General features: G+C 40.3%; 11 protein-coding genes. 4 read left to right on the top strand and 7 right to left on the bottom strand.

All coding sequences use genetic code 11. The features are described 5' to 3' along the window. Positions 1–101: 101 nt before the first annotated feature. Positions 102–536 carry a DoxX family membrane protein gene (locus LC454_RS24745; RefSeq protein WP_223585124.1) on the bottom strand — a complete coding sequence of 145 codons (435 nt, stop codon included), beginning with the start codon at positions 534–536 and terminating at the stop codon, positions 102–104. Positions 537–905: 369 nt separating this feature from the next. Then, positions 906–2108 (bottom strand): aminotransferase class I/II-fold pyridoxal phosphate-dependent enzyme, encoded by a 1203-nt coding sequence (locus LC454_RS24740; protein ID WP_223585123.1) that lies wholly within the window; start codon positions 2106–2108, stop codon positions 906–908. A gap of 146 nt (positions 2109–2254) precedes the next feature. Between LC454_RS24740 and LC454_RS24735 the strand changes: the two genes are divergently transcribed. Then, entirely contained in the window at positions 2255–2713 is a 459-nt protein-coding gene (locus LC454_RS24735; protein WP_223585122.1) for an Lrp/AsnC family transcriptional regulator, read from the top strand. Between the two features lie 42 nt (positions 2714–2755). On the opposite strand, the gene LC454_RS24730 is transcribed toward LC454_RS24735, so the two are convergent. After that, positions 2756–3778: a bestrophin family protein gene (locus LC454_RS24730; protein ID WP_223585121.1), complete on the bottom strand. Its 1023-nt coding sequence runs from the start codon at positions 3776–3778 to the stop codon at positions 2756–2758. Positions 3779–3813: 35 nt separating this feature from the next. Next, on the bottom strand, positions 3814–4080 hold the full coding sequence (locus LC454_RS24725) for a PqqD family protein (RefSeq protein ID WP_223585120.1): 267 nt from the start codon (positions 4078–4080) through the stop codon (positions 3814–3816). A gap of 570 nt (positions 4081–4650) precedes the next feature. Here LC454_RS24725 and LC454_RS24720 point away from each other — a divergent pair. Together LC454_RS24720 and LC454_RS24715 are read left to right on the top strand one after the other, a co-directional pair. Then, complete coding sequence (locus LC454_RS24720) at positions 4651–7059, top strand: TonB-dependent receptor plug domain-containing protein (protein WP_223585119.1); 2409 nt, start codon at positions 4651–4653, stop codon at positions 7057–7059. 23 nt (positions 7060–7082) lie between these two features. After that, on the top strand, positions 7083–8282 hold the full coding sequence (locus tag LC454_RS24715) for a hypothetical protein (protein ID WP_223585118.1): 1200 nt from the start codon (positions 7083–7085) through the stop codon (positions 8280–8282). Between the two features lie 124 nt (positions 8283–8406). Here the strand turns inward: LC454_RS24715 and LC454_RS24710 are convergent, their stop codons facing one another. Beyond that, complete coding sequence (locus LC454_RS24710; protein WP_223585117.1) at positions 8407–10461, bottom strand: DNRLRE domain-containing protein; 2055 nt, start codon at positions 10459–10461, stop codon at positions 8407–8409. 272 nt (positions 10462–10733) lie between these two features. Here LC454_RS24710 and LC454_RS24705 point away from each other — a divergent pair, with 272 nt between their 5' ends. After that, positions 10734–11366 carry an MgtC/SapB family protein gene (locus LC454_RS24705; protein WP_223585116.1) on the top strand — a complete coding sequence of 211 codons (633 nt, stop codon included), beginning with the start codon at positions 10734–10736 and terminating at the stop codon, positions 11364–11366. A gap of 215 nt (positions 11367–11581) precedes the next feature. Here LC454_RS24705 and LC454_RS24700 read toward each other — a convergent pair whose 3' ends face one another. Continuing rightward, positions 11582–13972 carry a PDZ domain-containing protein gene (locus tag LC454_RS24700; RefSeq protein ID WP_223585115.1) on the bottom strand — a complete coding sequence of 797 codons (2391 nt, stop codon included), beginning with the start codon at positions 13970–13972 and terminating at the stop codon, positions 11582–11584. A gap of 269 nt (positions 13973–14241) precedes the next feature. After that, the gene (locus tag LC454_RS24695) at positions 14242–14403 is read right to left on the bottom strand and encodes a hypothetical protein (protein ID WP_223585114.1); all 162 of its coding nucleotides are present in this window, start codon (positions 14401–14403) and stop codon (positions 14242–14244) included. Positions 14404–15201 lie beyond the last annotated feature (798 nt).

Genomic DNA, 15201 nt, shown 5'->3' with positions numbered 1-15201 from the left:
CACTAACCTATGAAAAACATATACTTTGTGAAAAAGTCTATACTTATAAGACGGTTAAGTGAGCCAATTGTCCCGAAAAAAATAAAAAAAATTAAATTACTTTATTTTCTTCTGTACCGTTCCAAATAATGATCAAGGCTGAAGGGAAAAATTTGTTTTGTTCCCAATAGAAAACAAGCACTTGCCCCTACCCAGACCGAATAGTTAAAAGTGACTTTGATCCCAAAGGACAGCATCATCGTCAATGCAAAAATAGTTAGCAACCCTCCAGAGAACAGCGCTACCAAACGTGTCTGATAACCGATCAAAAGCAAAATTCCCAAAACTACTTCGAGTACCGTGGCTCCGATTGCGAGCACATTCCCCATGGAAGCAGGCGCAAAAAAATTAAGCTGATTGGAATAAGCGACAAAATTTACCCAGTTTCCCCATGAAGCATTCGCCGTGCCGGGTGCTCCCCACAGACCCAAACGATCCGCCACAGCAGATAAAAAAGCTGTTGCCACGGCGAGACGAACAAAAAGTTGACTATACATATACTTTATTTTATTGATCAAATATAAAACAACAATAATCGTGTCAACTTAAACCAGTTTAAGAAATCAATTGACCAACAACAATAAGGCCGCCAGTACATCGGGTAATGTGCGGCCTTAAACATCAATTAATACGAATAAGAATTTATATGGTGTATCTCTCCATTAAATTGTGACACACTATTTAAACGACAACCGAATTGTCAAATAGTCCCAATAAAATTATCAATTTATTATACCATACCGGGTCAAACTAGGATTTACGTCAAAATCCCAGCTCACATCAATATAGACACCTCACGCACTACCCCCCACCCGATCCATCTCCAATTAAATGAATAGCCATCATTAAAAAAATACATCAGGTGGCTAAAGAACTCCTGTTTTCTCCATACAAGCTTTCATACGCTGATACGTTCGCTCAATATCATGATCCAGTCCGATAGAAAAGCGGATCAGCCCATCCGAGATCCCCATACTTACACGTTCTTCCTCTGGAATTTCAGAGGAGGTCGAACTGCCCGAGCAGGAAAATAAGGTTTTATAAAATCCAAGGCTTACGGCCAAATAACCTAAGTTCTCCTTTTGCATCAGTTCCATTAGTTTGTTCGCCTTATCCGTGGTTCCTGCATCCAGCGTCAATATCCCACCAAATCCATATTCTTTATGCATCATACTTTTTAGTAGTTCATGATGTTTGTGGGAGGACAATCCCGGGTACGAAACCCCTAGTCCGTCCCGTTCAAAGCGTTCAGCGAGATACAATGCGTTATAACTATGCTGCTTCATCCGGATATGGAGCGTCCTTAAGTTTTTAAGAATACTAGCCGCACGGAGGCTATCCATTGTCGGACCGAGCAACATGCAGGCACCCGAATTGACATTTTTTGTATCGTTGATAAATTCCTGTGGTCCACAATAGACTCCACCGACTGTATCGCTGCTACCATTAATAAATTTTGTCAGGCTATGAATCACAATATCTGCTCCCAGCAGACCTGGTGAAACAGATAGCGGTGAGAAGGTATTGTCGACCACGAGTTTTATATTATATTTCTTACAGATTGCCGAAAGCTTCTTTAAATCTGCGACTTCCAATAACGGATTGCTAACACTTTCACAATAGACCACTTTCGTTGTCGGTCGTATTGCCTGTTCGATTGCATCGAAATTACTGATATCGACAAAGCTGGTATCAATTTGAAATGGTGGCAAGAAATTTTTCAGAAAAGCATAAGTCCCCCCATAAATGGTCCTGCTGGAAACGATATGGTCACCACTTTTACAGAGTTGCAATAGTACCGTTGTAATAGCCCCCATTCCCGAAGCTGTTACATTGGCTGCCGCTGTATTTTCCAGCTTCGCCAATGCCTGAGCGAGGTATAGATTCATAGGTGACGAATGCCGTGAATATAAATAACAGCCATCTGCATTGCCCTCGAAGGTATCAAACATCGTCTTGGCTGACAGAAAAGTATAGGTCGAACTATCCGAAATTGAAGGGTTCACACCACCGAATTCACCAAAGTATTGTAAATCCTGTATTTCATTTGCTGCATTAAAGTCTTTCATATTTTTTTACCTATAAAATTGGGTTATTTTAAATTTTATAACAACATTTTATCTGTATATTAGATTATAAATCTAATATTTAACAAAATATTAGAAAATATACCTACAACAGACACACTATATATTTTTAAACCAAAAAATAATCTATGCAATTCGATGAAACGGATAAGAAATTACTGCAATTTCTACAGGAAGATGCCAAACAAACCAGCAAAGAGCTTGCACGTAAGCTTGGATTATCTGTAACGGCGGTGTACGAGCGTGTACGCAAACTCGAAAACACGGGGGTAATTTCCAAATATATTGCCCTCCTGAATAAGCACAAGATTGCTAAGGATTTTATGGTACTCTGTCATGTCAAACTCACACAGCATAAAAAAGAATATATTCAGCAGTTCGAACGGGAGGTGATGGATTTACAGGAAGTCACCGAATGCTTTCATGTTAGCGGCGACTATGATTATATCCTAAAAATCTGCGTGCGCGATATGGAAGACTACCGACATTTTATGCTGAGTAAGCTGACTTCACTACAGCATATTGCCAGTACACACAGTTCATTTATGATAGCTGAGGTAAAAAATACATTGAACATTCTCGTTTAAACAACCTATTAAACGAGAATTAACTATCAAATTCATTTATTATTAAACCAATACACCATTCTTTGATGCGATGGGCTCGGGTAGATTTTCTTCACCCATCATTTGCAATAAGTCAATTTCGATCGTCCGACAGATCGACAACATCGGGATATCAAACATTAGTCCACCAAATGGATTTTCGGTATAATCCCCGACCAGCTCCATTACAATATAGATCCATCCGATCACCACACAAAAAGGAATACTTGTCCAGATTCCCCAATGACCCAACTTGGCAAATTCATTGACCAGCCCTAAGGGTAATAGCATGATCAAGATAACATTAAAAACAAATGCTGTACTCGCAAACTGCCTTGGCGAGGGAAACTTTTTGATCCGCTCGGCTTGCCCTTGGTAATCATAAAATTGATTAATACAGGTCTGCAATTGTGTTTGATTAAAATCAGAAATAATCTGATCATTTTTCAAGGCATTGATATCTTTTGCCTGTTCGGCATTTAAATAAGTTGCAAAATTTCTATAGCTTGATTGCAGTGCAAATTCCTCCGCTGAAAGGTATTTATGTAAAAAAATAGGTGTCCGGCTATAGTCTGGAAAACCAGCCTTTATTAGCCTATGCCTTTTTACGTTCAATGCCCCAATATGTCTCTTGAGGCTGATGTGCTCCCATTCGGTTGGTATCAAGAGCTGCTCACGCAGTTGATATAACCAAGCAATATGACGATAGGTTATTTTTTTCCTGATTTCTTCCAGATTTTGCTGCCCCCCTTGTTCGGTATTAAAAGCATAAAGCATGGATACAAAGGAACGGCTGGAGTTGACGATCCCACCCCATATCTTACGTGCCTCCCATAACCTATCATAAGCTTGGTTATTTTTAAAACCCACATAAAAAGCCTCTGCTGTACCAATCAGTGCCAGAGGAACCCAAGGGATGATCATCCATTCCCACTGAAAAAAATAATAAACGACAGCAACAAGAGAACACCAGGCTGTCAGCCAGATTAGGTGTACCCCAGCAAGGTTAAAGATCTGTTTGTAATTAAAATATTTTGTTGTGATCATAAAAGGTATATGTCATTAAAGTCTTCCAATATCAGTTAAATCAAAAATCCCTGTTTTTCAAATTGCTTGACCAATTTTGCGGCATCTCTTTCAGCCTCGTTCTCCTCCACCTCATAATTATCCAACAAAACGGCTGTCACACTTTCGACATTAAATTCCTTTCCCTGCAATTCCAACCAGATCTGTACAGCGGTCTCATTAAAGGTATACACCTTAGAAGCATCCAGTTGATCTTGCCCTGGATAGACTAGAATATGGTCATCGCCCAATTTGCGTAATTGTAAATCTCCTCTAAGTTTCATCTGGCTATTCTTCTTTTTATTTCTATGACATTCAAACCGTCTGTTTAGTTTGTCCTATTACGAAAATATATACTTATCCAATGAATTCGAATCGCATTTTCGTCTCCAAGGTGGCTTTCTATCAAAGATAGAAAAGACAGTGGAAAATGCAACACTCGATTTATTATATTATCATATCCTGCAATAAAAAAATTAAAATGGAATAGTGGATAACATAAGTTAACAATTTTATTAAATATATCAGCAATTTTTAAAGGTGTATTTGCGACCTCTATTCTATTGGACGGCTATATCCTGCGAATGAAATAAGAAAAAAGTAAAAAATGGCAGCAGGAGATTATATGAATCTCCTGCTGTTTACAATTCATCTATTTTCATTCCCTAATTCAGTAAGTAGTCTTCTAACAGTAATGTTTGTAAAATATTAAAACTATTATTTGTATTTAATCTAAATAAAGTTATATTTGTCCCGCTTTGAAAAACCTATACTCCTTATAAAGCTGATTGGCAGGAGCATAGTTAAACGATCTAATCATATGTCACTATAAAAACATACATAACGCTAATAGCATGCTTAAGTCAACCTACATTTTTTTCATCTCGGTATTTTTCCTTACCTCCATAGCACAAGCTCAAACGTCCTTTTCAGGGTATGTGAAAGATGCCTTCGGAAAAGCAATCGAAAGCGCCACCGTTACCGTTGTCGGCACCAACCTCAGCACATCAACTGATATCGATGGGTTTTATAAATTAAAAATAGATTCCAAACAGAACCTTAAAATTGAGGTAACCTCTGTCGGTTATATCACGCAAAGCGTCTCATTGAAAAGTAATGAAACGTACAAAGACTTTCAGCTCAAAAAGGATGACCACATGCTGGAAATTGTCAATGTAAAAGGGCAAACGGAAAACCAAAAAAAGGTCAACGAAATAAAAAGATCTGGATTTAATGTGAGTGTTGTTGACATGAATCGATATGCCAACCAGACCGCCAATGTGAGCCAAATTCTTCGTACAGCTCCCGGCGTGACATTTCGGGAAGATGGTGGACTGGGCTCTAATTTTGTCTTCCGCATTAATGGTCTTGCTGCCAAGATCTATATCGACGGTGTCCCGATGGATGATTTCGGATCTGCCATGTCTTTAAATAATATCCCGGTTAATTTGGTCGACCGAATAGAAATCTATAAAGGGGTTGTTCCTGCATTTTTAGGATCGGATGCCCTCGGGGGAGCTGTCAACATCATCACCAAACAACGGAATAGACATTTCTTGGATCTCAGCTATAGCTATGGTTCCTTCAATACCCACCAGGCATCTTTAGTCGGGATGTATACCAATCCTAAAAATAAACTATCTATCCGAACAAATGCTTTTTACAACTATTCGGACAATGACTACAAAATGTATACCGAGGAAAAATACGGTATTGTCTTTGAAAAAGTAGTAAATAATAAATTCGTCCCCATTGATGTGGTGAGACGCTTCAATGACCGCTATTATTCGTCTATGGCCCAAGTTGAGATTGGCCTCCGCGATAAAAGCTGGGCCGATCAGTTTTTCGTTGGTCTGACCTATTCCGGAAATAATAAACAAAATCAGCTCGGCGCCACGATCAACAAGCCCTATGGTGGCAGCTGGCGAGAATCGGCCTATATCATGCCTACCCTGAGCTATAAAAAGCAAAATTTCATTGTTGACCGGCTATATGCGGATATCTACGCAAACTATGGCTTTGATATCACCCGCAACAGGGATACAGCACAATATAACTATGAATGGACCGGTAATCCGATCAGCAACCCCAATGGTCAGAGCAGGCGAAAGGAGGTCTACAACAAACAAAACACCAATAGTGTACTCGGAAGGATAAATCTGAACTATGACTTCGACGAAAGCCGCAACCATAGTTTGAACCTCAACTATAATATCAGCAGCAGTTACCGCAAAACTTTTGATAAAATAGCAAACAATAATACCTCAGGTTTGCCCAAAAACATGGTTAAGCATATTGCAGGGCTGGCCTGGCAGAGTCAATGGTTTGACAAGCGTTTGGTCACCAATATTGCGATCAAATACTACGGTATAGATACCGATCAGCAGGTTGATCAGCGCAAATTCGGAGATAATAATGAAATCTTGAGTGGTGCTATTATCACACAATCAAAATATCTAGGCTACAAAGGCTATAGCTTTGCTTCCCGTTACCGGATTTTCAAAGATGGCGGAGTTAAATTCTCTGCCGAGCGGGCTTATAATATGCCCGAAATGATTGCCATTTATGGTGATGATCAAAACTATCTTGCTAATTGGGATCTCAAACCTGAGCGTAGCGACAACATCAACACGGGTTTCTATTATAATACATTTTTTAATGAAAACCATTTTATAAATCTTGACGTTTCGGGATTCTACCGCCTGGCAAAAGATTATCAAAATGTACGTATCGTCACCGAAGATGAACGCGACAAATTTCAGTACTATAATATTCCGGGTGTAAAAATATATGGTGGAAGTTTCGAATTTCGCTATGGCTATAAAGATATCATCACCGCCGCGTTAAATGGAAGTTATGATAAAGCCATCGACAACCAAAAATATACCAACGAAACCAGTCAGGAGGTTAGCTTGTCCTATGGTTATCAAATACCCAACCGACCTTGGACATACGGCAATCTAGATCTTGGTTTTGCTCAAAATGACTGGTTCAGCAAAGGCAGCCGCACACAATTTAACTGGACAACGCAGTATACCAAATGGTTTTATCTGAGCGATAGCCATCTTGGTTCGCTGGCTTCAAAAAATTACATCCCCACACAGCTTGTTCACTCCTTTCTGGTGAGCTATTCCTGGAACCGCAACAGATACAATATTTCTGGGGAGGCCCGCAATATCTTTGATGAACGCGCCTATGACAACTTTCGTCTCCAAAAGCCCGGAAGAACATTTTACGTAAAATTTAGAATATCATTACTATAATTAATAAAACACCATCAATCATCATGAAAACAAATAGACTATTTGGCTATTGTGCATTAGCAGGACTGTTATTATCTTCCTGCAAAGATAGCCCGAGCATCCCTGAAGTTACAGAAACCATACCATCGGCGTATTCTGTTTGGGTGGCTACGGCCAATGGATCGTACCTGTTGACGACCGATAAAATCATGAAGGATACCTTATTGTCGCCTGCGAATAATAAAGGGGTAGACATCACGGGCAACCTACCACAAGCCCGATATGCAGGTTATGCTTATATTTTCAATGGTTACTATTACTTATCCAATGACGGAACCCGTTTTAGTAAACACCAACTGACAGACAACGGACAATTCAAAGAAGTCGATAATTATGCTTTCCCAACCGATTTCTATCTGGGAAAAGTTGCAGCCCAATTTAGCAGCACGGACGAAATTGTTTTTACGGGAACAGGAGCGAGTGACGCGAACCTGGAGAAAAAAGTATTTGAAAAGGACATCTACTTTATGAATACCAAGGATATGACGATCTCAAAAACCTTAAAAGCGCAGATTCCAACGTTAGACTATACCGTTTACAAACCCGATGGCAGTGTTGATCCGACGATCCTCAACGTTACCAGTATGCGCATTGGCGGTGGAAAAGCGTATTTTGGTTTCTTCTACTATAACTACGATTACAAACCAGTAGACAAGAAAGCTTACGCATATATCTGTGATTACCCAAGCATGCAAAACGGTCATATGATGAGCGACGACAGAGCGAGTTATGTAGCGGGGCACTGGCAAAGAGAGAACTATTCGTTCCTGGATGATAACAATAATCTATATATATTGACCCGTGGTAAAACGGATGGTACCTACGCATTGATGCGTGTCAATAATGGTCAGACTCAATTTGATAAAAACTATCTATTTGACCTAAAAGACTACGCAGTAAAAGGTGGTGACCTTGCTTGGTTGGGTGATGGGAAAGCATACATCAGACCTTATGTGATCGATGTTGCTAATAAAAGAATCGTTGCCAACCTAGCTGAAATGACAGGCGGAGATCCGACGACAACTATCAACCTGATCGAAAATGGCAATCTGTATACTGCCGTAAAAACCCCAACCTCAAAATGGTTTATTTACGAGTATAATATCAAGAATAACAGTGTAAAAAAAGGTGCTGAGATTGATCCGGGCGTAACCCAGGTGTATCACATCAATAAATTAAAATAAGATAAGATAAATCGCAAACGCAGTGTAAAATCCGCTCCCTATCGGAAGCGGATTTTTTTATATAATTAAAACTAAAGCCTCTCCTACTGAGGGGAACTATTTTTTTCATTTTCTTTAAAATGTACTAATATTGGAGTTCCAGGACCGGTTTGTTCGTCGCAGCTTCTTTGCTACTAAAGACCATATCATTGGTAGACGAAACAGCTCCGGCATTCAGAAACAGAAAGGATACTTTACGATCTGTACCCATCAATTGCCTATTGATAGCTTTCGTCACGTCAATGCTCTGAAGACCTCCCCCTGAAACAACGATCTTCCCGGCCGATACTGTATCCATTGGCGCATTATTCCAATTGATGGTATTTTCCAGCCAAGAGCTTGTACCAGTAGTATAGATATTGATTGTACGCTGTGGTGTCGTGTTGACCCCACTGACATACATTTTTAAGACCGCCGAACTTACCTTCGGTTGCGTAACAGCAGCGATATCAAATTTTACATATGATTTGCGCGCATAAGATATCGCATCAGATTTTACGATTAGATCCGGCGATGTACCATAATTGACACCAGCATAAGTACCATTGCGCACGTAGGCGTCGGCAAGACTACTGCCTGCTAGTGAAATTACCGCATGTTGAAACGCACCTACATCTGAATTACCCGCAGGTAAAACATTGCCTACAAAATCTTTTCCGCCATTACCAGCGATAAGTATCCCCGCATTGCGGACCGGTGAATTGGCATCTACATCATATCCCTTGGCAATATCAAAGCCTGTTCCGGCGACTGGATTTGAGAACGCGGGATCAGTATAAAAGTTATTGCTTTGCACCGAAGTACCCCAATTAAACGCCGTAAATATATTGCCAGGATAAAAATTATTGTTGTTGAATCTTGTCTGGTTTGTCAATGGAATAGCTGTGCCGGCATCGTTTCTGGCTAAAGCCAAACCTGTAGCCGATGGTGCTACATAAAAAATATTATTTGAATAGGTTCCATACGGAGCACTATGGAAGATGGTCCCCCCTGGATTCTTAATGTAGAATACATTATTATAAATCTGATGATTACGGTTTGTACTACCATTAAAAAGAAACAGCTTTTTCTTACCGGTAGTTCCGATATCATTGACACTGACATTATAACGTACTGTAATATTCTGCGAATTGTACATAAACAGCATAAAGCCGCCGTTGTTGTCATGGGAATAATTATATTCAAAAACATCACCATTTGTTGGGGAATTGGCATCATAGCCATCAGCATCAAAGGCCATACCATCATTGGCGCCTCCACCAGTCAGCCCATAGACCTCATTATAAGCGACTACTGTATTCTTGCTCTTTACGGTCCAGATACCTGCATAGTTATAATTGGTTGTATTCATACAGGCTTTATAAACAGTATTATGGGTAATCTTACAGCCTCCCGTCGCTCCGGCCATGATAATGCCATCGCCATAGATATATTCCAGCAGATTATCGTCAAACAGTACATTGGTCGCTGTACCGGTGGTGCGTATACCCGTGACCGAGGAGTTGGCAATATGACAGCTTTGCACCAATACATTGCTTACGGTGCCATCAATAATAATACCGCCGGTAGCTTTTATAAAATTCGGCTGATTATCAAACGCAGCATTTACATGGTGGATGTAACAGTTCTTTAAAGCAATGTCGTTACCACCATTGACCCGGATTCCGGTTGCAGCATAACTGGTTCCGCTTGGCACCGTATTGGTCAATTCCAGATTATTCACTTCGACATAAGAAACCCTATTTAAATATAGAGCATTGGAACCATTTCTTTTCCCGCCACCATTAATAATGGGCCGTGTCTCCCCATCATATTTGTCGAGCACAATAGCTGCTCCACTGGCTCCAGAGCTTTTTATATGAAGGGTATCATTCCATACGGCACCACTCTTGAAAAGTATCCGATCTCCGGGACTGAATACCGATGCATTAATTTTGGCTAGGGTCTTCCATGCCGCTCCGGCACTTGTACCAACACTGTCATCGCTACCGGAAGGGTCTACATAGTAGGTCGCTCCCAATGTCATGCCACTGACAAGAGCCTTTGCTTTAAGTACATCATTTGCAACGAGCCTGTCGGTTTTCTTGCAACTTAACAAGCCTAGCAGGCCAATTGAAATCAGGATAATAGATTTTCTCATAATTTTGGTTTAAAATTTTATCGTAAGGATTATTCATTAACGCTTAACACATAACGTTTGAAACTGCAAATTGTCCTAAACTATTTTCAAAATTATTTATTTTTCCTCCTGAACCGTCCACTCCATTTGTCATTCATTGCATGATCGAGCCTACTGACCTCTGCAATAGTTTACTTCAATCCATAAGCGAAAATAATTTTAGCAAACAGACAAAAGTGCTTTGTAAATAAAGCTGAAACACACTACTTTTACGGTAGGCAAAAAGCGAGAACATGAATTTTATTGATGACATCCATCCTATCTTATTTTCCATTATTGTAGGTGGTATTATTGGACTCGAGCGTGAGTATCAGCTGAAATCTGCTGGATTAAGAACCATGATATTGGTTACATTGGGATCCTGTATGTTTACTATGCTCTCGTTGAGTCTGGGTGGACCGGGGAGTCCCGACCGTATCGCCTCCAATATTATTACCGGAATAGGTTTTGTAGGTGCGGGTGTGATCTTTAAGGAAGAAAACCGTGTATCGGGTCTTACCACAGCAGTTACCATATGGATCTGTGCTTCTCTAGGTATGACCATTGGTGCAGGATATTACAAAGAAGCAACGATTGGTTCCATTGCTGTATTTTTAATGTTGATTGTATTTAAATACATTCAGAACATTATCGATCGGATCAGCATGCGCTATACCTATGAGATTACCCTTCCTTTTGATGAGGGGGCCTTAGCAAAATATGAAGAGATCTTCAGGCAACATCATTTAAAAGCAAAACGTGGTAAACAGATCCGACGTTGCGGGAAATATACTATCATCTGGTATGTACAGGGCACTACCCAGAATCATGAAAATTGTGCAAAGCTACTTTTCAACGACCTGACAATTGACGAGTTTAAATTCTAAATCTTTTATCCCCTGGCTTTGGCGAGGCTATTGATTTTAGAATTGACCTACTAACGTTATCCTTTCCTATCTATATTTTGTGAGCCAAGCAATAATTTTCTTCAACAATACTATTTCGGGTGGCGTATATAAAATAAAAATGAGGTTGTCACTTCACTTTGGACAACCTCATTTTTTTATTGTACCAGGCTATTAACCATACAGTATATGACTTACTAAAGTTGTAAATTTAACTTCTGCTGTTGTTGATTTCTAAAAATAAGGATCTTAGGCTGGTCGGCATGCACATGTTTTTTAATAGCTTGCTGCAAATCTGTTAACTTATCGATTTTCTCACCTTGGTAGTTGAGGATAACATCACCTATCCGCAATCCGCTCTTATAGATTGTGCCATTTTCATCCAACCGAAGAACCAATACACCTGCAATAGATGGAAGTCCAGCGGCTGACTGTTCGCCCAATGTTTCAACAGATTTAAAGTTTCCATCTTTCCAAGCCCATTTCACCCCCTGTTCTTTTGTATCTTTTTGGATCAGCTGTGGTATCTCTGGACTGGTAGCAAGACTTTTCAGTCTTTTGCTTGTTACACCAAAATGCAGCATATCAAAATTTTTAAAACCTTGGTCTTTCCAGTTCTTCAATCGAAAATCGCCTAGAGCAGGTGCAACAAAATTCATTGCAACAACACGACCATGTTTTTCTATGCCTTTGGCCTGATCTTTTTGAAGATCTTCTTTCCGTGCATAAATATTGTAGTCCACCTCATCTCCCCAGTACTTCACCTGAATATCTTGATGAGCATGCATCACAATATTATTTCGAAAGACATCGTGGCTATTTTGGAACCAGACATGTGGATGAAAACCATTGTTGAGCATCACATTATTGTATACTTTGCGGAAAAAGCCCTCCCGCAATTTTAATCCACCGCTTAAACAGAGATTGTTGTAGATTTCATAGTTGGAAGATCCATCATCCAAATCAATATCCCAGCCGTGATCACAGCGAAAACGGTTGTCGTGAATTTTGGTTGTTTTGACCGCATCTAACAAAATCAGGTTTGGATTTGCAGCTGTCAGCTGATCCATTTTGCTTCGATCGGGATGCCAAAAACGGTCACGTCCCCAGGAATTAAAGGCGCCGTGATCGCTGGTTTCTAGTACAGTGTTAAAAACATCATTGTAAGCAATTTCATGACCGCCCCAGGTACCATCGCCCACATTGATACCAGCACGGGGTACATTGTAAATTGTATTGTGCAAAATCCGTAAAGACTCGGCCATAGAAACCTGTATACCAGCAACCTGTTTTTCGATCAGGCCGATGCTGTGAATCAAATTGTCACTGGCTTCACAATCCATGGGGTAATTATCACTTTTAGACCCCTTCACGGTATCCATCTGACTGAGTGGAACAAATTTCTCGTAGCGAAAAGCGGGGGAGCGTACTGCCTCAGGATCGCCCACAAAGTTGATGGCACCGGCCCCGAGCTGTTCGATACGATTGCCACTGACCTTTACACCGCGGTTGTAATTGTTAACGAAGACCGCATTTCCTCCCAATTCTATAAAATCATTGGCACGAAGGATACAGTTTTCAGCACCTTCAATCTTCACTGCCCCTTGACGATAGATGGTCCAGTCGCTGCGCAATAAAGGTTCCGCTGTTTTCATAAACGTAGGTGCAGTATGTGTAAAGCAGATCCCGCTGACTTCAATATCATGTACTGGATTGTTAGCGGACCCAGCAATCGTCATCAAATTTTCCAGCTGTGGCGCCTCGAATTTCAATTGATTGGGATCTTTACCTTTGGATGGCATGTAATATAGGGTCGCTGTCTGCTCATCTAAATACCATTCTTGCGCGGCGTCAAGTTCTTCAAAAATATTTTCGACATAGCGGTAGGTTTCATGCATTGGGCTTGGTCGGTTATTTTGCTCTCCGCCTTCCAATGTTACCTTTGATGCTCCATCTTTTCCGGTAATACGGTAATGGAATCCACCCCAGCGACCTGAATGTAAAACATGTACAATACCTCCTGTCGGATTTTTCCAGGTGGCAATCCGTTCTGGACTCAGTGCATCAGCGGCATAACCCTGAAAGGGTAATACGGATGCGTCATAATTTGGATACCGTGCACGGATCAAGTGTGCATCATTGGCATATAAACTTTGGAAACTCATTCCCGTTGGAACTTTCGCTTTCCAGATCCCCTTACCTCCTTGCTCCCATTTCAGATCAAGCAGTTTAGCTCCACTGAGGATAACTTGCTTTCCGTCTGCGGCTTTGATCCGCAATGGTAGTTTCTTTGTACCTGAAAGTGCCGCTGATAATTGAATCGGTTTGTCAAGATAATAAGTGCCACTAGTAAAGATAATTTCAATGCCTGTTGTCGCTTTTCCCTGTTTGGATTTTTCAACTGCTTTTAAAGCCGCTTCGGCTGTAGCAAACGGCCGCGCTACCGTTCCCGGATTTTGGTCATTGCCCTTTGTACTAACATAAACTCGCTTGATCGTACCAGACTGTTGCGCTTTTGTGGTAAAAATAGGTGCACAGCTCAGACCAACAAACAATAATTTGGGAACTAAACTTGGTTTTATCTTCATAATTTTAATATTTCGTTTGGTCAATCTTAGTTTCTTATGAAAAATAAAAGTAACTACTTATGATAAAGACGAAAATAAACGAATTTATAGTAACACATTCATTTATTTTAATTATTTTATTTTGCAGGGCGACTATACCGCCGCCCTTTTTATTTAATTTGCTCTAATCTCCCTTTGTCTCTTTTTAACTATTCAACTTTCAGGGGATTCGCTTTTCTTTTGGAACAGCCTGTTGTTTCATATTCCTGCTATTTGCACTTTCTCTACCCCTAATCAAATCCTGTTAACTTATATAAGGGATTTTGTGGTACATTATTGTTTGTCGCTTCGGTGGTCGGAATCAACCAGGTCAGGTTGTAAGGTACTACCGGAACGTTAAGCGAGGAACCACGCTGTTTCTGAATACGGTCAAAAGTATTGGCCCACTTCATAATCGTCCAGGATTTTACCTCCTCATGCAATTCCTAATCAAACTCCCTCCAAGCAGCCTCCTGGAATTGATCCATGGATAATCCACTCAAATCACGCACCTATCTGGGATCATTTTTATCCATATGTGCTCTTTTACAAATGGTATTGCTATAGTCATTTGCAGGACCATTGATGCATTTTCAGATTCGGCAGCGATCAAATACATTTCGGACAAACGTATAATCGGAAGACTAAAAGGAATACTTTTCCGTGAGGTCAAATATCCTCGATTGATAGAGACGATATCCACAAATTTCTGAAAAACGGGCGGTCCAGCACCTTTTTATCAAGCTTGACGTAGTTGCTAATGATCCCCAGGAAAAACGACGATCGCTTTTCGAAAAACTCACCATAAGATTGCCTGATGTGACAAGGGTCGGATTATAGCCAGGCGAGGTATTGAATGAGCCGTTCAAAAAATTGGAACCACGACCTGGTTCATATAACATCTCCCAAATGGATTCGCTGGTATTCAGACGGGCATTCGTCGTTGTTTAAATAGGAAATATCGAATATGGCTCAGGTCAGTGGTTCGGGCACGATGCTGCCAAAGTTTAAAAAAGCTAGCGGCAACAATTTCTTCACATACGGTTTCATCTCGAATAAATTTGTAAGCAAAAACAATAAGGATGACCTATTTTTGCTGAATGCAAAATTCCAACATCCGCTTGTTTCTAACCTTAAATTCTTCAACATTGTAATCCATTTGAGCTAATCGACAAAGCAATTTATCATAGTAAGGCAATTGAAATAAGATA

The organism is Sphingobacterium sp. GVS05A, assembly GCF_019969845.1.
GTDB lineage: Bacteria > Bacteroidota > Bacteroidia > Sphingobacteriales > Sphingobacteriaceae > Sphingobacterium.
This window is presented reverse-complemented; position numbering and strand designations above follow the sequence as displayed.